Genomic DNA, 18,869 nt, shown 5'->3' on the forward strand with positions numbered 1-18,869 from the left:
CGCTGGTTTGGAAAAACAGCATTTTATTGGTTTTATTCAACTAACCAAGTGGTTGCATTTTGACTGTCGGTGCCCCCAATGGCATCTACCGCAGCTTGGTAATTATCTATGTTCAATGATTGTTCTTCACCCGGATAAAGGAATCTCATGGGAAGTTGGTCATTGTTGGAATTTCCACAGCTTGGCCCTAAAAAGGGTATACCATCAAAAGAATTACCAGATTCGAAATACCAGCGTCTTACCTCAAAATAAGGTTCCATACCATGGAAAAACAAGGCCAACCATTTCTGCTCCCAAATATCGGTAGCTGTGGAATAGGCTACTCCCGAATTGGTATAAAAATCATCAAAACTTGCCCATCCAAAAGGTACTAGATCCACATTGTGGTATTCCATTGAAGATTGGATGCCATTTCTGTAATGCGTTTCAATATCATCGGCAATCCATCCTTTGGCGGCAGCCTCGGCAAGTAAGAACTCCACTTCGGCATAGGTCATCACGATTCCTTCGGCAATTTGCAGGTCCAAATCAGAGGCTTGTGTCAAATCGGGATAATTAAAATATTGGATCCCCAATCGCGAAGCTCCATTTTTTGGGCAATCGTCCCCAAGACCATTAAAAGCTCCAATAATGGTTGGGTCAATTTCAAAATCTTCGTTGTTGGGCCTGGCGTACCGCAAAAGGCGTGGGTCGTTGTATCCCTGCATTACGCTTACCGAAGCATCTGCTATGGCCACTGCATCAAAATCTCCTGTTTTTAAAGGAATTAAAGGGTACTCGTTCGGAAAAGACCCAGTGTAGGTCAACGTTACATTATCCTCATTGCCCGTAATTATATTTCCTTCGTTTACAATAGTTTGAAATCTTGAGGCGACGTCTGGCAATTGATTGCTAGCGTGCATAAGCAACCTGAGTCGTAAAGAATTTGCAAATTTCCTCCATTTGGAGATGTCTCCATTTAGCAGGATATCACCTTCAATGCTACCGGAATTGCTGGCCAATAGTTGGTCAGCTCTTTCCAATTCGGAAAGCAGGTCCATGTAAATGTCCTCTTGGTCGTCATAAACAGGGGTGAAGTTTAGCTCCGCACCTTTGGTGGCTTCGGAATAGGGCACATTTCCGTAGGAATCGGTAATGTTTTCAAAAATCCAGGAGCGCAAAACAATGCTTGCCCCTTCCAAGGCTTGGTTGTTGTTTTGTATGGCTTGGTTTTCAATGATTTCCAAATCCGTCAAGCTATTGTACCACCCCTCCCAGTATATGGGAAAAGCATTCCAAGTGTAGGCATCTACTTCCAAACGAAGGGTTTTTGCCGTTAATTGGGCCGCGTTGTTCCCCACAAGGAAAGATGCATCTTGGGTCGTGTTCACACTTGATCTAATAACCCCTGGCAACAACACATCTGTGGTTACACTCGTTGGTTCGTTGGGGTTACTGTTGAAGTCTTCAAAATCTTCACATGCTGTAAATAGCAGCACTGAAAGTATTGTGGTTAAACTAAATTTTTTAATCATCATATTTTCATTTGTGATTTTATGCAATTTTTTAGAAGGACAGATTTATGGTGAACCCATAGTTTCTCGTAGAGAATATCTGTTGACTTTCATAACCGGGAACAAACACTCCGTTTCTGATGGAAAAAGTTTCCGGATCGATTGTTGGAACATCGGAAAACAGAAGAAGGTTTCTACCAACCAATGCTACCCTGGCACTAACAATGCCCAGTTTGTCCAAAAAGGAATTTGGTATGTTGTATCCCAAACTAACTTCTCTTAGCTTGACATAAGTGGCATCGTAGGTGGCGGCTTCAATATTATCCCTGTTGAAGCCATTTCCGTAGTATTGATAGAAATAACCAGCATAACCTATTCCCCCGGGCTGTACGGCCACATCGTTTTCGGATACTTCGGTGTCGAAATCAATTTCGCCGTCGCCATTGGAGTCTTCCCAATTTAGACCAGGGCCAACCACACCGCCTCCTGCATCTTCCAAGGTGTACACCGGTTCTCCCGCTTCATCGTATGAAACAGAATACGATTGCCTTCCGTCCAAGGTGGATAGTGGTAGGTTGGGGTCGTCGTTGTTGGTGATGGTACCTCCTGTGTTGTAAAGCGCGTGGGACCTAGAGTAGATTTTACCGCCAAATTGCCCGTCGAACAAGAAACCAAAATCAAAGTTTTTATAGCTAAAAGTGTTTTGAAGACCTACTCGCAAATCAGGTTGGTAGGATCCTGCTGAAACTTTTTCTTGGGTCATCATGGGAACTCCATTTTGGTGAACTATTTCACCTGTTTCCGGGTGTCTTACAAAACCAAGTCCATAAAGTTGTCCAAAGAGTTCTCCTTCCTCGGCAACAAATTCCAGATCGGAACCTCCCTCATCACCAGGGAAAATATCTGCCACTATAGAGTAGCGTCCACTCGTTACAATATCGGGGAGACTCTCTACCACAGCCCTGTTGTGACCAAGGTTCAAAGTGGCTTCCCATGTAAAATCTTCATTTTGCACAGGAATTCCGCTCAACAGTACTTCAATACCTTTGTTTCTAATGGAACCGCCGTTGGTCAAACTAAAATCGTAACCACTTGTACTGGCAACGGGCAGGCGAATTACCTGATCAAAACTCAACATGTTGTAATATGTAGCATCCAAGCGGAGTCTGTTGTTCCAAAAGCGGAGGTCGGCACCAACTTCGAAGGCGCGGGTACGCTCATTGGTCAAGTTAGGGTCGGTAACTGTACGGTTTGCCGTAAAAACGGAATTTCCACCAAATGCTGCTTGTGGGGTAAATGTGGTTCCGAATGCGTAAGGTGGGGCTCCATTACCTACCTCGGCATAGTTGGCCTTGAGTTTTAAGAAGGAAATGGGAGTACTTGAAAGGTCGGCCATTTCAGAAATAATGGCACTAAGGGAAACTGAAGGGTAGAAAAAAGAAAAACTGGATTCATCGTTGCCAATTTCAGGGTCTACCAAAGTACTGGACCAATCGTTTCTTGCAGTTGCATCCAAATACAAAAAGTTTTTATAAGAAAAAGTAGCAGTACCAAATACACTGTTGATACCTACTCTTGTTTTTTGTGATTCGGTCAATACTCCTGATCGGTTATTGGCCAAAGTGTATATACTATTATCTGTACCGAACAATTTTAACTGTGGGTTGTTGGCCACCAAAAAGTTGGCGCGTTGCCACATAATGTTTCCCCCTAGTCTTACATCGTATTGGAAATCCGACCCGTTTTGCCGGTTACTGCGATAAGAGAACAAAATTTCGGCATTGGTTTCGGAAAAGGTGATTTCATCCTCACGATAGCTTCCCAGCAGGACGGCTTTGGTGGAGGGCGTCCTCCTGTACTGGCGCCTTTCGCTCAATACATCGCCACCGTACTTAAAGCGCATGGAAAATTGGTCTGTAAACTCATAGTTCAATTCTATGTTTCCTATGATACGGTTGTTTCGGAAGGAGTTGGTGTTTTCGTTAATGATGAACCAAGGGTTGTTTACCCAACTTTTTTCTACATAACGTTGTTGGACTCCTTCTTGGCCAGGCACCCAATATTGTCTCAAATCGCCTATTTCAACCTGTCTGGGGTACCACAGCCAGCCGTATTGCACGGATGATGATTCATCGTAACCGGAATTGGGAATATTGTCCGAAAAGGAATTTACATAAATGGCATTGGCCCTAAACTGGAGTTTGTCGTCGAACATGGATTTTCCAAGACTTACTTGGAAAGTGTTTCGTTTTAGGTTGGTGTTGGGCATAATGCCTTCTTTGTCCAAACGGGTATACGAAAACCTAAAATCGGAATCCTCAGTGGAATTGTTGATGGCTACATTGTTAATGATCGATGATCCCATTCGGTAAAAATCCTTAACATTGTCGGGGGCAGGGGTAAAAGGAACTGCTTCCCCATTGGAATTGAACTGTTTTATCAGTTGACCGTTCATTCGAGGTCCCCAGTTTTCACCGTAGGCTTCGTAGTACTCATTCTCGCCAATGTAGTTGGTGCCATCGAAGTAAGAATATTTACCTCCCCCGCCAAAACCATATTCGTTTTGGAAATCGGGCATTTTCAGGATAGAGGAAAAGGTTGTGGTGTTATTGATTTCAACTCCCCATCCCTTGGCATTTTCGCCCGTCTTGGTTTCGACCAAAATAACACCGTCTGCGGCCCTTGCACCGTAAAGGGCAGATGCTGCAGGTCCTTTGAGCACGTTTACGGACTCAATGTCGTCTGGGTTGATGTTTTGTGCAGCGTTACCAAAGTCAATGGTGGTGGAACCATTGAGCCCATCGTCAAAACTGTATAGGTCGTTGGTTATGGGCATGCCATTGACGACGAACAAGGGTTGGTTGTTCCCTAAAAGGGATGCCGCACCACGAATATTGATGTTTGAGGAAGCCGAAGGCCCGGCAGAAGATCCTGTAATGAAAACACCGGAAACCTTACCCGCCAAGTTGTCGGTAAAGTTGGTGGCTTTTACCTTGGCTACCTCGTCCGTGGCCAGTTTTTGAACGGAATACCCCAAGGCTTTTTCCTCGCGTTTTACACCAAGTGCCGTTACGACCACTTCGTCCAGTTGTGCAGCGAATTCCAATTGAATGGAATAATTACTTTCTGTACCAACTTTTATGGTTTTGGGTTTAAAGCCAACATAGCTCACTTGCAGTTTCGGATTTTCTGAAGAGACGGTTATGGTAAAATTTCCGTCAAAATCCGTAATGGTTCCATTTGTAGTTTTGTATTCGATAACGTTGGCTCCCGCTAGGGGAATACCATTGCTATCAACTACATTTCCTGTGATTTTTCGTTCTTGGGCATTTACATTTATTGCAAAAGATGTTGTGAAAAATGTAAATAAGATTATTTTTTCAATAAACTTCATTTAACAATATTTTTTGTTAAGAAAACCCAAATTTATTGAAAATAGTTTCATCAGAAAGTATTTTGATGAGAAATCAGTAAGAAATACGGAAAGTCATCCGGTATTACTGAAGATTCTTAAAGAAAATTGTGTTATTGGTTTTTGGACAGGTCGTCACATAATGTAATAAGTGGGGCAGCATCCAAGTTTTCGGCTTCCAAAAGCTGTATTAATAAACCAACACCTTTATATAAGGTATCTGTTTCATCATTGGACAGGGATTCAATTTTTTTGGTGACTTTTCCTTGTAAGGTGACCGGGGATTTTCTTAAAAGTTGGCTGCCCTTTGCCGTTAAAACAATATAATAGCCGCGCCCGTCCTTGGGGTTGGGCGATTTGGCAATCAAGCCTTTTGAAAGTAAACGGTTAATGATACCGGTCACGGTACTTGCGTTCAGTTCCAAATGATTTTTGATTTGGGTAGAGGTAGCCTTAAAATCCTCTTGGGTTTCTAAAAATTGAAGTGTGAGCAACTGTGGGATACTTACGCCAAACTCTTTTTCGATACGCTTGCTGTCAATATCCACTGAGCGTATTATTTTTCGGATAAGGGTAAGAATGTTGGGGTGATTGATATCCATTTATGAGTGAAGTGTTGATCCTAACAAAGAAACCAAATTTACCACAATTAAATATATAAAAAATTGTTAGGTGCCGATTCTTGGTTTGTAGATTTTGAGAATCTTCAAAAACCTGAATCACTGTACTTGAAAAAGTGTTCAGCACTTGATCGGGCATACTTGTTTATAAAACTAAGGCAATTTTGTGAATTCGACCTAAAACCGGTTTATGAACATTGACCGTCTTAATTGGATGAAGTTATGGCAAGGGATTTTTTGGAATCCACACACAACCATTTGCGCTCTTGCCCATCATTTATTAAACAATAAAATTTAAATCGAAATGAAAGAAAAGCTTTTTAATGCTGGAATCTTGATGTGTATTGGTGTAATGCTTCTATCGTGTACTTCGGATGACGGGGTGGAATGTGCCGAAGATTTTACGGGAGACCTTAATGCCAATGAGCAAACATTGGTGGGGGAGTGGGTACTTTCTGGAATTGTAGCTGCCAAAGAATTGGATTTGACCGATGATAACACGGACAACCCATCCACTGACCTGTTTGCACAATACGCTGAATGTAAAAAAGATGCTTCTTATACATTTGGGGAAGATAGGTCGTATGCTTACGAACTGGGGAAATATGAAGAAGATTGTGAGTACATTGCTGCATCAACAGGAACATGGGAATTGACGTCTCAAAACCTTAGTCTGGTATCTTCCTGTAGTTTGCAAACCACTGTCCTGGAATTTAATGAGGATTCCTCTCAATTCACCTTTTCAGAAATTTACACTGTAACAGAGGTGACAGGAACTGTGGTCCAAACAAGAATTGATTTTACATACTCCTTAATGCCCTAGCATAAAGAAACTTTATTTGATGTCCAAGACATAACCAATATAGAGGCTGCTTTTTTATAATTCATCAATAAGAAGAGTACATACCATGCATTAAACACATGCACGTTATTTCTCCTAAATTCAATAGAGTTTTTGCTTTTTACCGTAAAAGAACTCAAAACACTATAATCTCCTCTTTGATTTTAAATTCATGGAAATAGGAGTGTATATTAACTGATAAAAAAGTTATGAAACAAATCGCTGATGAATGTTCGATTTATACCTTTCCCGGCCAGGTTTGGCCCATGGTTCAACTTGATATGTCATTGTATCGTTCTGTGCTACCTCCATAGCCATCGGAATACGTTTCAATTCCTAGATTATCGAAAGATTAAATTAAGTCATTCCAATAAAGACAAAGCGAAATCAATAGAATCCGAGAGGTATTTTGTCCGTTTTGATTTTGGAAGGAACCATTAGTTTTGGAGAACATTTTTTAGACAACAACCTACTACGACAACTAGTGCAAGAATGATTTTTTCAAGGAAACTTCTATTTATCTATAAGTAAAATTAAAGGGAATACCAGTAATCTGAGTACTGATTTAATATATGATGCCTGCTACCATTGTATAAAAGCATATAAGGAGTACAGGGTCTTGGGGGTGAGTTGACCCTTTCTACGATAGGATAAGGGAGCATTGGCCCGAGTTTTGGCCATGGTCCGGTCACTGGTAAAAATTACGGCATTCGATTAATCAGGGAAAGTATACGAGAAATGAACATAAAGGCTGATAATATTTTTATCGCATTGTTTTAATGTGGGCAATTGGTGGGAGAAGCTTTGGAACCCATTGGAAATAATATAGGTTGGGCACCCTATAACAGTGCGTTACAGGTTTCTTTGTAGTTTTTTGAAGGTTTTTTTTAGGGGCAGGCCAATACCTTTGACCCTGTTTGAAAAATTGATGTTCGATGGATATTTCCTTTGGTGGGTCATGTTGTTACAGATAATAGCTACGACAAATAAAATAAGCACTCCGGACAGCACGGGAAACAAGGCATAGAGATAACCGAGGGACCTGATATGCTCCGTTCCGATTACAGCGATCAGTGCAGTGGCCCCTCCCGGAGGGTGCAGGGTCTTGGTGTACTGCATTGCGATAATGGATAAGGAAACGGCCAATGGAGCACTGATCCAGATGGGCTCGGGCACTACTTTATATACGGTTACCCCTATCAATGCCGATATTAGGTGCCCGCCGATCAAATTCCTGGGTTGGGCAAGAGGGCTATGGACCGTTCCGTAAATCAATACACAGGTAGCGCCGAACGAACCAATCAGGAAAACATTTTCAAGTGGCAATAAGTAGAGGCTTTGTACATAACCGATCAAGGCCATTCCAAGGAATGAGCTTACAAAGGACCAAAAGGTTTCCCGGTAATCTACCACCGTCTCCTTGTAAAAAATGTATTTACTGATTCTATAGGTTCGTTTTATCTTTTTACGGATTATAAGGTGCCATTGGGCCCCAAAGTTAGGTATCCAAATAGTTAAAATTAAATGCAATCACAGCTGTTTGTTTGTTTGGTCAAATGGATGGATTATTTAAAGTTCTGTAAATCAGTTTAAAAGAAGAATCGAGCATGCTCTGGGGTGTAAACGCACTTTATTGTTGGCACAATTTGATGGAATTATGTTGGCTGTTCAACACGGTATGTGGCCGAGGGGATTGCAATCAAAGCATGGCAGTCCTTTCCAAAAGGAAAAACTACAGGGCTTGGATTGGATATGACGGATACAGTGAACCATAAAAACTCAAGATTTGTCTTGGAAGCTTGTTGTACAACTGTTTGTTTATATTTTGCTATGTTCAATTTTACTAGGGAGTATACTTTGTCAGGCTTTTCCATCCAACAATTCAATTAGGAGTTTGGATTATCCTATTCATTACTGAGTGAAGATGCGCTTAAATCTGTTGATTAGTGGTTTTAATCAAGTTCAAATTTGTTATGGGTTAACATTTTACATTTAAACTAACGTTTTTTTAATCTTAGAAATAGCCGTTTTTCTCAATAAAAGTGAGTTATTTGAAAAATAAATATAGTATTTGTAAACTTTTTGATGCATCATTGCAATGTCCAAAAAACAATCCAACGTAACCTTTCTCCTGCATGCCTCTTTGGCCGCCTTTGGCACCTATTTTTGTATGTACGCCTTTAGAAAGCCTTTCTCCGTTGCCACTTTTGATGGACTGGCATTCATGGGGATCGATTACAAAATACTGCTGGTCATTGCCCAAGTGTTGGGCTATGCTCTTTCCAAGTTTGTTGGAATCAAGGTCATCTCGGAGCTTACGCCCAAACGTAGGTTAATATATTTGATTTCCCTGATCTTTTTTGCTGAGGTATCTTTAGTGCTTTTTGCCTGGGTGCCCGCGCCATACAATATTCCTCTTATGTTCCTCAACGGTTTTCCTTTGGGAATGATCTGGGGGATTGTTTTTTCTTATATTGAGGGCAGGCGGTTTACCGATATTTTGGGCGTGGTGTTGTCTGCCAGCTTTATTGTGTCCAGCGGTGTGGTGAAATCCGTAGGGTTATATGTGATGCAATTTTGGGGTGTTGGCGAATTTTGGATGCCTTCAGTTACAGGAGCCCTGTTTTTTGTTCCTCTTTTGTTGTGCTCTTTTATGTTGCAACGCGTTCCCCCGCCGACTACAGAGGATATTGCCAACCGAACGGAGCGTATCCCCATGACCGCCCGGGAAAGAAAGGATTTGGTGAAAAAATTTTTGTTCCCCTTGCTTCTCATTATAGTGTTTTACACTTTTTTGACGGCATTTCGGGATTTTAGGGACAACTTTGCCCGTGAACTTTGGGATAGTATCGGGTACCGTGGAGACGTTTCCGTATTTTCAACTTCAGAGATTATCATCGCCCTTGTGGTGCTCTTGATTATTGGTGCCATTTTTTACATCAAGGATAATTTTAAAGCCTTGCTTACCTATCATTTGCTTCTTATTTTGGGAACAGTGGTTTTGGCCGTGAGCACCCTAATGTTCCAAGTTGGGATTTTGGACCCTTTTATATGGATGGTTTGTACTGGTTTTGGACTCTATATTTGCTATGTGCCGTTCAACTGTCTATTTTTTGATCGTTTTATTGCCACCTTTAAGGTAAAGGGGAATTCAGGTTTCCTTATTTATATTGCCGATGCCTTTGGTTATGTGGGGAGCGTTTTGGTGCTGCTTTATAAAAACTTTGGACAGACGAGTTTGTCGTGGCTTAATTTTTTTGTGTACGGTACGTATGCCGTGGCTTTTATAGGTATTTGTAGTACACTGATCTTATTTGCTCACTTTGCCTCTCGCCGCAAAGCTGAACAACTCAACAACGAATTGGATTATGGATAATAAATATGATGCCGTCATTGTAGGTGGAGGTGTGTTAGGGACTTTTCATGCGTATCATGCCCTAGAATTGGGCCTTAAAGTTTGTTTGGTGGAAAAGGATGCCTATCCAAAAGGAGCGACCACGCAGAATTTTGGGCAAGTGGTTCCATCGGGCATGAATACCAAATGGCAACAATTCGGTCGTGAAAGCCTTCGAATCTATAAAGCGATTCAATCTAGGTTCGATATCAGTATCCGTCAGAATGGAACGGTATATTTGGCCTCCAATGAAGAGGAAGAACAATTGTTGGTAGAGCTCAGGGCCATAAACAGTACCAATGGTTACGAATCACAATTGCTTACCAAAAATCAATGTTTGGAGAAATATTCTGGACTTCGAAGGGATTATGTGGCAGCAGGACTTTTTTTCCCTCAGGAAGTTACTGTTGAGCCCAGGATAATGATCCATAGGCTTCAGGAATATTTGGTGGCGCGGAAGGGTTTGGAGATTAAGTATGATTTTCCCGTCGTTTCCTGTGAATCCATAGGGGAATACGCTGCAGTCCGAAGCACAAAAGATGAAACAGTGTCCGGTAGTAAGGTTATTGTCTGTAACGGAAGTGATTTTAAAACACTCTACCCCAAAGTGTTTGCGTCTAGCGATATGGAAGTTTCCAAATTGCAGATGATGCAAACCAAATCGCAGGGGAATTTCAAATTAAAGGGATCCATCTTAACAGGATGGTCCATCCGCAGATACGAAGCATTCCATGAATGTCCATCCTACCCACAGATCAAGGAAAATGAACCAAAGGGAAGTCCCCAGAAAAAATGGGGCGTGCACATTCTCTTTAAACAGGCAGTTGACGGCTCTATAATTTTGGGAGATTCCCACCAATATGCCGATGCTGGCAAAATTGAGGATTTAGGGTATGACTTGGATATGGATATCGATAATTTTATGATCGAGGAGGCTAAAAAGATAATAGACCTGCCCACCTACCAAATCCAGAAAAGATGGTATGGAATCTACTCACAATGCAAGAGCAGCGATCTTTTTCAAAAAACCATTGATGACAATATCCATATTGTAACAGGAATCGGGGGAAAGGGAATGACTGGTAGCGCTGGATTCTCCAAGAAGCATATTGCTACTATATTTAATAAGCAGAAAATTAATCTATGAAAAAAATACAACTGGCCGTTTTTGATATGGCAGGAACCACTGTGAACGAGGATAATGTGGTATACAAAACAGTTAGGGCTGCTTTGGCAAAACATGGAGTGGATGTTTCTCTGGAAACCGTATTGAGGTTTGGGGCCGGCAAGGAAAAATTCAAGGCCATCTCTGATATTTTAACTGAGAGCAATAACAACAATGTGGATGCCAATGTAGTTTTTGAAAATTTTAGAGAAATGTTGGCAGAGGCATATGCCAATCTTGATGTTACCACTTATGATGGTGTAGAGGAACTCTTCAAAATATTAAAGTCAAAAGCGGTGAAAATTGTGCTGAATACTGGCTACGACCAAAAAACGGCACAATCACTTTTAAACAAATTGGGCTGGGTTCCAGGACAACAAATTGATGGATTGATTACAGCAGATGATGTGGTACACGGAAGGCCCTCCCCTGAAATGATAGATAAGGCCATGGCCATGTTTGGTATTACCGCTTCAGCGAATGTGTTAAAGGCAGGTGACTCGATTATAGATATTGAGGAGGGAAAAAATGCCAATTGTGGTTGGACAGTTGGAGTGTTGACAGGTGCTCAAACACGTGAACAATTGGCAACAGCAGAACCCACCTTAATATTGGATTCGTTAGCTGATTTGGCCAAAGTATTGTTTCCTTGATCAGATAAAGAAATAGACTACCAACATTTTTGAGGGAACTTTCCCTCGGTTGATAGGTACATGGGGGATTCTACCATCAAAAAAAATGGAATCCCCCTCTTTTAGCAATACTTCTTGGTCACCAATTTCATAATAGCATTCCCCAGTCAAGATGTATTTAAACTCAAAGGCATCTGTCACTACCTTCTCTCTTTTGGAATTTGGTTCAACTTCCAAAAGCACGCTCTCAAAACCTACCGAATTCAATTGTTTGCCAAAAATGTAATTATAGGTAAATCCAACAGCTTCGTCCTCTTTTTCGATGATGGAAAGTTCGTTTTTACGGGTTACCAAAAAATTGTGGCCATTGGCTTTGGGAATACCCTCAAAAAAATCAATCATTTCGGTTTTCAAAGCATCCACTATTTTTAGAAAAACGGGAAGAGAGGGAATAGTGCGGCCATTTTCTATACGGGATATGAGTCCGGCAGTAACCCCTGCACCGATTGCAACATCATTAATGGTCATTTTATTGTTCTTGCGTATTTCTTTGATTCGTTTTCCAATGCCGATCAGGTAATCCTCCATTTTTGGTGGGAAATAAATTTTAGTATTTATAATGTTTTTACGTCATGTAAATATGCTTAAAAAAAATGACTAATCCACCACAACACTAGGATATACTCGTAAATTCTAAATTGACAGGGTGTTATAAAAATTGAGTATTTGTAAATAATGTTTACCTAACATTGAGCTATTTCTTTTAACCTTTCCGTATCATTTTTTTAATCTGTTTTGAGGCTAGGCTTAACTCTTGTGTTGGATATTTGTTGATAAATAATTAACCCAATTTTACAAATACTCAACAAATGAAAAAATCAATCTTAACGTTTTTGCTTGCCTTTACCGTGAGTATCATTGGTTACTCCCAAGTTACTTTTACGGGTCAGGTAGTAGACGGGAACAACGTGCCCTTGCCCGGGGCATCGGTGGTTGTAAAAGGGAGTAGTGTTGGTGTAGCTACTGACTTTGACGGGAACTTTGAGATCACAATGCCCCAGGGCGGTGAAACTTTAGTGGTATCTTATATAGGATACATTCCCTTGGATTTTGACACTACAGGGAAAAGCACTGCGACCATAGTGCTGCAAGAAGATTCCCAGCAGCTGGATGAAGTGGTAGTGACCGCTTTGAACATTACAAGAGATGAGGAATCCTTGGGCTATTCTGTGCAAAAAGTTGCAGGAGAGGAAATCTCACAATCCACAAGTACAAACACCGTAAGTACCCTGTCTGGTAGAACGGCAGGTGTTCAGGTGGTTACCAACGGTACGGGACCTGGACAATCCTCATCGGTGGTCATCAGAGGGTATTCCTCAATGCAAGGTGACAACCAACCATTGTTTATTGTGGATGGTATCCCGATTAACAACAATACTGACACAAGGACCAACACGTTGGGCGGTGCTTCCAACATGAACTTGGATTATGGTAATGGTGCAGCCGAAATCAACCCGGATGATGTGGAATCCATATCCGTACTTAAAGGTGCAAATGCAACAGCGCTTTACGGTTCCAGAGCTGCCAACGGTGCGGTCATTATTACAACAAAATCTGGAAAAGGCCGCAAAGGCGGAATAAGCTTTAGCTCCAAGACAACTTTTGAAAGTATTTTGAAGGCTCCAGAGTATCAAGGGGTATACGGTCAAGGTAAAAACTTTGATTTTCAATTTGTGGACGGTTACGGAAGCGGAACTTACGATGGTGTAGACGAATCATGGGGTCCATTGTTGGATGGAACTTTGCGTGCGCAGCACGATTCACCAACATCCAACGGTCTTCGTGGTGGTGATGTTCACGGATTGGATTATGTGCTTGGGTCTTCTGGGGTCGATTTAGATAGAAGAGGTGCCATTACACCTACACCATTTGTATATGGTGGAAATCCAGCCGAAGAATTCATGGAAACCGGCAGAACTTTGATCAATACCGTTTCTTTCTACGGGTCCAACGACAATGGTAACTACAGGGTGAGTTATACCAACTTGGACAACAAGGGTATTGTTCCAAACACGGATATCAAGAGGAATACTATATCTGCTTCGGGAGATTATCAAATTACCGATAAATTAAAGGTATCATCCAAGATCAATTATATCCGTTCAGATTCAGATAACCGCCATGTAAATGGATATGGTACCGAATCTGTGATGTATCTGTTCATGTGGTGGGGGCAACAGGTCAATGTAAATAGTTTAAGAAACTACTGGCAAGATGGTCTGGAAGGCTTCCAGCAGTTCAACTATAACTATAACTATCACGACAACCCTTACTTTACCATGTATGAGAATACCAATGGTTTGGCCAAGGACAGGGTTATAGGAAACCTTTCTGCAACCTACGATATCAGCGATGACTTTAAATTCATGGTAAGAGGAGGGCGTGATTTCTTCTCTGAATACAGATTCATAAAAAGAGCGTATTCTACACAGCGTTTTCCAAACGGTCAGTACAGGGAAGATAAAATCAATTTTCAGGAAACCAACTTGGATTTCTTGTTGACCTATGACAAGGATGTTACCGATAAATTCCATGTAAACGCCAACTTTGGTGGAAACCGAATGGTACAGAAGAACCATTTCAATTCCTTGATGGCCAACAAACTGTTGATTCCTGGTATCTATTCTTTTTCCAATGTGGATGGAGCCTTGGTTCAGCGCACAAGCCGTCCCGAAAAGCAGATCAATTCCTTATACGCATTTGCACAGTTGGGTTGGAACAATAGTATTTATTTGGATTTAACGGCACGTAATGACTGGTCCTCCACCTTACCCGAACAAAACAACTCTTACTTCTACCCATCTGCATCCCTGAGTGTGGTGCTTTCCGATTTGTTCGATTTTGGAAGCCAGGATGTTCTTAGTTTTGCCAAACTAAGGGGTGGTTGGGCGCAAGTTGGTAGTGATACCGACGCCTACAGGCTTTCCGATTTTTACGCCTTGGGAACGCCGGTGGGCGACAATCCAACGGCTGGTCCATCCAACATTTTGCCCAATTTTGATTTGAAACCGGAGATTCAGACATCCTATGAGTTTGGTACCGATTTGAGGTTCTTTAACAATAAACTCTCCTTGGACGCTACTTACTATAATACAGTTTCCAAGAACCAAATTTTGGATATTGATTTACCAATTACCTCAGGTAAGACTGCAAGAACTATCAATGCAGGTAAAATACGCAATCAAGGTTTGGAAGTTATGTTGGGGGTTAATCCAATTCGTAACGAGGACTTTAATTGGAATTCTTCTTTCAATTTTGGTTTGAACCGAAATAAGGTTCTGGAATTGGCCGATGGCGTGCAAAGATACCAATATGGCGGCAATGGAATTTCACTTATTGCGGAAGAAGGAGGATCCCTCGGTGATATGTGGGGAACCGGATTGGTAAAAGTAGAGGATGAGAACAGTCCTTACTTTGGTGAAGTCATCTTTAATGAAGGTTTGGTGCAACAGGACAATACCTTGAGAAAACTCGGAAATTTCAATCCTGACTTTACTTTGGGATGGAATAACACCGTGACCTTCAAAAATCTTTCTCTTAACTTTTTGTTTGATTGGAGACAAGGGGGTGAACTGCTTTCCAGAACACGTTTGATTGCTGCAACCTCCGGGAACGTAGTAGAAACCCTTTGGGGGCGTTCGCCGGAGTATGGAGGGCCACATCCGGGTATCTCGGATTCAGGACTTTCTTATACGAATGACGATGGTGTAACTCAAACCGATGGTATTATTGGCGATGGCGTAAAACTGCAAGATGGCGCCTATGTTCCCAATGATGTAATTGTACCGGCCAATGCTTACCACAACAACAGATACAGAAGGGACAATGATACTGAGGGTATTTATGACGCTACCTTCATTAAACTTAGAGAAGCTAGACTTACCTATGATTTTCCCACTAAATTGTTTAAGGGAGACGATATCAAAAAACTCAGCTTTTCTGTAATAGGAACCAATCTTTGGCTATGGGCCAAGGATTTTAACCACGGAGACCCGGAACTGTTGTCTTTCGGGGGTGGAAGCTATGTGCCAGGGGTGGAAAATGCCACCGTACCTACTACTCGTAGTTTAGGATTTGCAATCAACGTAGAATTTTAATCAGGTTAACAATAATAACATGAAAAAGATATTTTTAATAGCGACAGTACTTGCGATGACCCTGTGGTCTTGCGACAAGTTTGACGTGAGTAACGAGAACCCTGATGTTGCCTTGAACATTAACCAAAACCCCGAACTTCTCTTGACAAACCTTCAAAGAAGATCAATCCGTGAAGCCGTAGGCGGGTCTTGGAGCGAAGGAAACCTTATGGGGCAATATGGGGCCCGAATCGTATTTACCTCTTTCGATTTGTTCGATTGGGGCGATCAGGGCGGAGCATGGAACGATTATTACTATGCCATTAGAGACGCCAAAGAATTGGAGGAATTGGCTAATGAAACAGACCTGAAGAGTTATGTGGCCGTCTCCAAAATTATGCAGACCTGGGCTTTCAGTATATTGACTGATATGTGGGGAGATATTCCTTACTCCGAGGTAAACCAAGCCAGTGAGGAAAACTACACGCCCATGTATGATGAGCAAGAAGCCATTTATACATCAATGCTTGCCGAACTTGATACGGCAAACACGCTTCTGTCAGGTTCTAATTTGACCCAGATCAAGGGAGATTTGCTTTTTGATGGTGATTTGGAAATGTGGAGAAAGTTTGCCAATTCATTGAGGATGCGTTTGGCACTTCGCTTAAGTGAAGTTTCGCCATCAGTGGCTTCCAATGTAATCTCCGAGATTTATAACAATCCAGGTCAATTCCCGATAATGGAATCCAATGAAGATAACGCAACCCTTACATTTTTGGCTGCAAACCCGGATGCACATCCGGTGACCGAGGAGTCCGTTTATCGTGTGGGATCTTATAACGAATACAGGATCTCCGAGCATTTTGTAACGATGTTGGAAGGGTTGAACGATCCACGGCTGGAGTTCTTTGCAGACCCGACTGCCAATTCCGTTGAGCAAGGTACGCCCGAGATCGTAGGGATGTTGAACGGGGTAGTGGATGGTCCTGCATATACCTACCAAGGAGGGGATGCATTCCTTTCCAAATTCAATATTGATTACTTCTACTTTCAGCCAAATGCCAACCAAGCAAGGTTGATGCTGTATTCCGAAGTACAGTTTATTTTGGCCGAAGCGGCGCAAAGAGGATGGGTCAATGCCGATGCCCAAACATTTTATGAAGAAGGCGTTGCCTCTAACTTTGAATATTGGGGTGTAGAATTACCAGCAGATTATCTATCAAGTGCAGGAGTCGCTTTTGACAATAGCTTGGAAACAATCATGACCCAGAAGTATATCAATTTGTTCTATACCGATTACCAAGGATTTATTGAGTACAAAAGAACCGGTTTTCCTGCCACAATTGAGCCAGGACCGGATGCTTTCTATGATGTATACCCTAGTAGGTTCGAATACCCGAGCAATGAAGAATCTTTGAACAACGCGAACTACACCGAAGCTGCCAACAGAATTGGTGGAGATCAAATTACCACCAAGGTTTGGTGGGAAAACTAAGGTTTGCCAATGTTTAAAAAGAAACTTAATAAAGTAATGATCATGACCACGGGAATTTTACTCCTGTGGTCTTGTTCTTCAAAAAGGGAGCAGGCTCCCGCAGGAATTGAACACATCGTTGTTGTAGGTATTGATGGTATGAGTCCCGACGGAATTCATAAAGCAAATACACCAATGTTGGATTCCATGATTCAAAATGGTGCGGCAACCATGCATGCAAGGTCTGTGTTGCCATCCAGTTCCAGTTCCAATTGGGCCAGTATGATCATGGGGGCCGATACGGAACAACACGGAGTAACCTCCAATGGTTGGGAAAAGTTCGACCATCAGTTGCCACCCGTAGTCGTTACCGAAAACGGGACATTCCCAACCATATTTACCCTTTTTAAAGACCAGCGACCAGAAGCTCATGTTGGAGCCATCTACGATTGGGATGGTTTTGGACGTTTGTTCGAAAAAGAGGATGTTGATTTTGATATTGATGGGGACCATGAGGACAAAACCACTGTGGAAGCGGTAAACTACATCAAAAAAAATACGCCAACGTTCACTTTTGTGCATTTGGATCATGTAGATCACGCAGGTCATGCCCAGGGACACGGTACTCTCGATTATTATAAGTCCGTGGAAAAAGCGGATTCCTTGATTGCTAAAATTGTGGATGCCACAAAAGAAGCAGGCATTTTCGAAAAAACCATGTTCATCGTATCAGCAGATCACGGAGGATTGGGCTTTGGTCATGGAGGGGAAAGTCTGGCCGAAATGGAAATACCATTCATTTTGTACGGAGCAGGTATCAAAAAAGGCTACAACATTGAAGAAACCGTGTATCAGTACGATAATGCAGCGACTGTTGCCTATGCGATGAGCTTACAAACGCCTCAAGCTTGGATAGGCAGACCTGTAAAAGGCGCTTTTATCGGAAATGAAGCCCCAAAACTTATCTATAAGCGAAAGGAGCAAATAACCCAACCAAAAATTCTTCCAGATGCTGGCTATTTTGAGCCAGCAGGGGGAGTTTTTAAAGCGGATTCTGTTGCAGTGGTGATGCAAAACCCAAACAATCTTGGGGAGATTAGATACACCATTGGTAATAACGTGCCCACCTTGGAAAACAGTCAAGTCTACCGAGACACTTTTTATTTGAAACAGACCAATATTATCAAAGCAGGCATCTTTCAGAAAGATCAATTGGTGAGTACGGTTACCGAGGGTAATTTTAGAATTGTTACGGAATCAAAGGAAGATCCCGTTCAATTTGAAATTTACCAGGTAAAAGGTATAGTAAAGCTACCTGATTTTACATCATTGAAGCCAATTTATGAAGGTGATGTCATCGAATTTTCCCATAAGCAAGCACTGACCCACGATATGCCACAAGAACAAGTAGCCATGGTCTTTGAAAGTTATTTGGAAATACAGGAAACAGGGAAATATAGTTTTTTCACCAATAGTGATGATGGCAGCAAATTATATGTCAACGGGACTGAAATTGTGAATAATGATGGTGACCACGGCGTAATGGAGCGTAGCGGTTCCTTGGAACTAACCAAAGGGAGACATTTAGTCCGAGTGGAATTTTTCAACGGAGGCGGAGGCTATCATTTGGATGTGAAATATTCCGGTCCTGACATCCCAAAACAAATTATTCCGGCAAACCAGTTGTATAGAGCAAAATAAG

General features: G+C 41.8%; 12 protein-coding genes. 7 read left to right on the top strand and 5 right to left on the bottom strand.

All coding sequences use genetic code 11. The features are described 5' to 3' along the window. Window positions 1–32 precede the first annotated feature (32 nt). From AC13CS_RS11240 to AC13CS_RS11250, 3 genes are all read right to left on the bottom strand, one after another. A complete protein-coding gene (locus AC13CS_RS11240; RefSeq protein WP_293167471.1) occupies window positions 33–1,517 on the bottom strand; it encodes a SusD/RagB family nutrient-binding outer membrane lipoprotein in 1,485 nt (494 codons plus the stop codon). A 28-nt stretch (window positions 1,518–1,545) separates the two neighbouring features. Then, window positions 1,546–4,887 carry a SusC/RagA family TonB-linked outer membrane protein gene (locus AC13CS_RS11245; protein ID WP_293167469.1) on the bottom strand — a complete coding sequence of 1,114 codons (3,342 nt, stop codon included), beginning with the start codon at window positions 4,885–4,887 and terminating at the stop codon, window positions 1,546–1,548. 131 nt (window positions 4,888–5,018) lie between these two features. Further along, entirely contained in the window at window positions 5,019–5,507 is a 489-nt protein-coding gene (locus tag AC13CS_RS11250) for a MarR family transcriptional regulator (protein WP_293167467.1), read from the bottom strand. Window positions 5,508–5,829: 322 nt separating this feature from the next. Here AC13CS_RS11250 and AC13CS_RS11255 point away from each other — a divergent pair, with 322 nt between their 5' ends. Beyond that, complete coding sequence (locus tag AC13CS_RS11255; RefSeq protein WP_293167465.1) at window positions 5,830–6,348, top strand: DUF5004 domain-containing protein; 519 nt, start codon at window positions 5,830–5,832, stop codon at window positions 6,346–6,348. A gap of 870 nt (window positions 6,349–7,218) precedes the next feature. Here the strand turns inward: AC13CS_RS11255 and AC13CS_RS11260 are convergent. Continuing rightward, on the bottom strand, window positions 7,219–7,887 hold the full coding sequence (locus tag AC13CS_RS11260) for an HPP family protein (RefSeq protein ID WP_482888759.1): 669 nt from the start codon (window positions 7,885–7,887) through the stop codon (window positions 7,219–7,221). 577 nt (window positions 7,888–8,464) lie between these two features. Between AC13CS_RS11260 and AC13CS_RS11265 the strand changes: the two genes are divergently transcribed. The 3 genes from AC13CS_RS11265 to AC13CS_RS11275 are packed head-to-tail and all read left to right on the top strand — an operon-like array spanning window position 8,465 to window position 11,578. Beyond that, entirely contained in the window at window positions 8,465–9,742 is a 1,278-nt protein-coding gene (locus tag AC13CS_RS11265) for a DUF5690 family protein (protein WP_293167461.1), read from the top strand. Further along, window positions 9,735–10,907, top strand: coding sequence for a TIGR03364 family FAD-dependent oxidoreductase (locus AC13CS_RS11270; protein WP_293167459.1), 1,173 nt, complete (start codon window positions 9,735–9,737; stop codon window positions 10,905–10,907). Before AC13CS_RS11265 ends, AC13CS_RS11270 begins: the two co-directional genes overlap by 8 nt. Further along, entirely contained in the window at window positions 10,904–11,578 is a 675-nt protein-coding gene (locus AC13CS_RS11275; protein WP_293167457.1) for a phosphonatase-like hydrolase, read from the top strand. The genes AC13CS_RS11270 and AC13CS_RS11275 overlap by 4 nt, the downstream gene beginning before the upstream one ends. Here AC13CS_RS11275 and AC13CS_RS11280 read toward each other — a convergent pair whose 3' ends face one another. Then, window positions 11,579–12,145: an XRE family transcriptional regulator gene (locus AC13CS_RS11280; RefSeq protein WP_293167455.1), complete on the bottom strand. Its 567-nt coding sequence runs from the start codon at window positions 12,143–12,145 to the stop codon at window positions 11,579–11,581. A gap of 281 nt (window positions 12,146–12,426) precedes the next feature. Here AC13CS_RS11280 and AC13CS_RS11285 point away from each other — a divergent pair, with 281 nt between their 5' ends. From AC13CS_RS11285 to AC13CS_RS11295, 3 genes are read left to right on the top strand one after another with little or no spacing between them, the layout of a single operon-like run. Continuing rightward, window positions 12,427–15,714 (top strand): SusC/RagA family TonB-linked outer membrane protein, encoded by a 3,288-nt coding sequence (locus AC13CS_RS11285; RefSeq protein WP_293167453.1) that lies wholly within the window; start codon window positions 12,427–12,429, stop codon window positions 15,712–15,714. 19 nt (window positions 15,715–15,733) lie between these two features. Further along, complete coding sequence (locus tag AC13CS_RS11290; protein WP_293167451.1) at window positions 15,734–17,188, top strand: SusD/RagB family nutrient-binding outer membrane lipoprotein; 1,455 nt, start codon at window positions 15,734–15,736, stop codon at window positions 17,186–17,188. Window positions 17,189–17,197: 9 nt separating this feature from the next. Further along, on the top strand, window positions 17,198–18,868 hold the full coding sequence (locus AC13CS_RS11295; protein WP_293167449.1) for an alkaline phosphatase family protein: 1,671 nt from the start codon (window positions 17,198–17,200) through the stop codon (window positions 18,866–18,868). The last annotated feature ends 1 nt before the right edge of the window (window position 18,869 follow it).

It is taken from the genome of Flagellimonas sp. B-3, assembly GCF_056857835.1.

Coding starts and splice junctions, on each gene's coding strand:
- AC13CS_RS11240 (WP_293167471.1), bottom strand. CDS start 1,517: ATGATGATTAAAAAATTTAGTTTAACCACAATACTTTCAGTGCTGCTA.
- AC13CS_RS11245 (WP_293167469.1), bottom strand. CDS start 4,887: ATGAAGTTTATTGAAAAAATAATCTTATTTACATTTTTCACAACATCT.
- AC13CS_RS11250 (WP_293167467.1), bottom strand. CDS start 5,507: ATGGATATCAATCACCCCAACATTCTTACCCTTATCCGAAAAATAATA.
- AC13CS_RS11255 (WP_293167465.1), top strand. CDS start 5,830: ATGAAAGAAAAGCTTTTTAATGCTGGAATCTTGATGTGTATTGGTGTA.
- AC13CS_RS11265 (WP_293167461.1), top strand. CDS start 8,465: ATGTCCAAAAAACAATCCAACGTAACCTTTCTCCTGCATGCCTCTTTG.
- AC13CS_RS11270 (WP_293167459.1), top strand. CDS start 9,735: ATGGATAATAAATATGATGCCGTCATTGTAGGTGGAGGTGTGTTAGGG.
- AC13CS_RS11275 (WP_293167457.1), top strand. CDS start 10,904: ATGAAAAAAATACAACTGGCCGTTTTTGATATGGCAGGAACCACTGTG.
- AC13CS_RS11280 (WP_293167455.1), bottom strand. CDS start 12,145: ATGGAGGATTACCTGATCGGCATTGGAAAACGAATCAAAGAAATACGC.
- AC13CS_RS11285 (WP_293167453.1), top strand. CDS start 12,427: ATGAAAAAATCAATCTTAACGTTTTTGCTTGCCTTTACCGTGAGTATC.
- AC13CS_RS11290 (WP_293167451.1), top strand. CDS start 15,734: ATGAAAAAGATATTTTTAATAGCGACAGTACTTGCGATGACCCTGTGG.
- AC13CS_RS11295 (WP_293167449.1), top strand. CDS start 17,198: ATGTTTAAAAAGAAACTTAATAAAGTAATGATCATGACCACGGGAATT.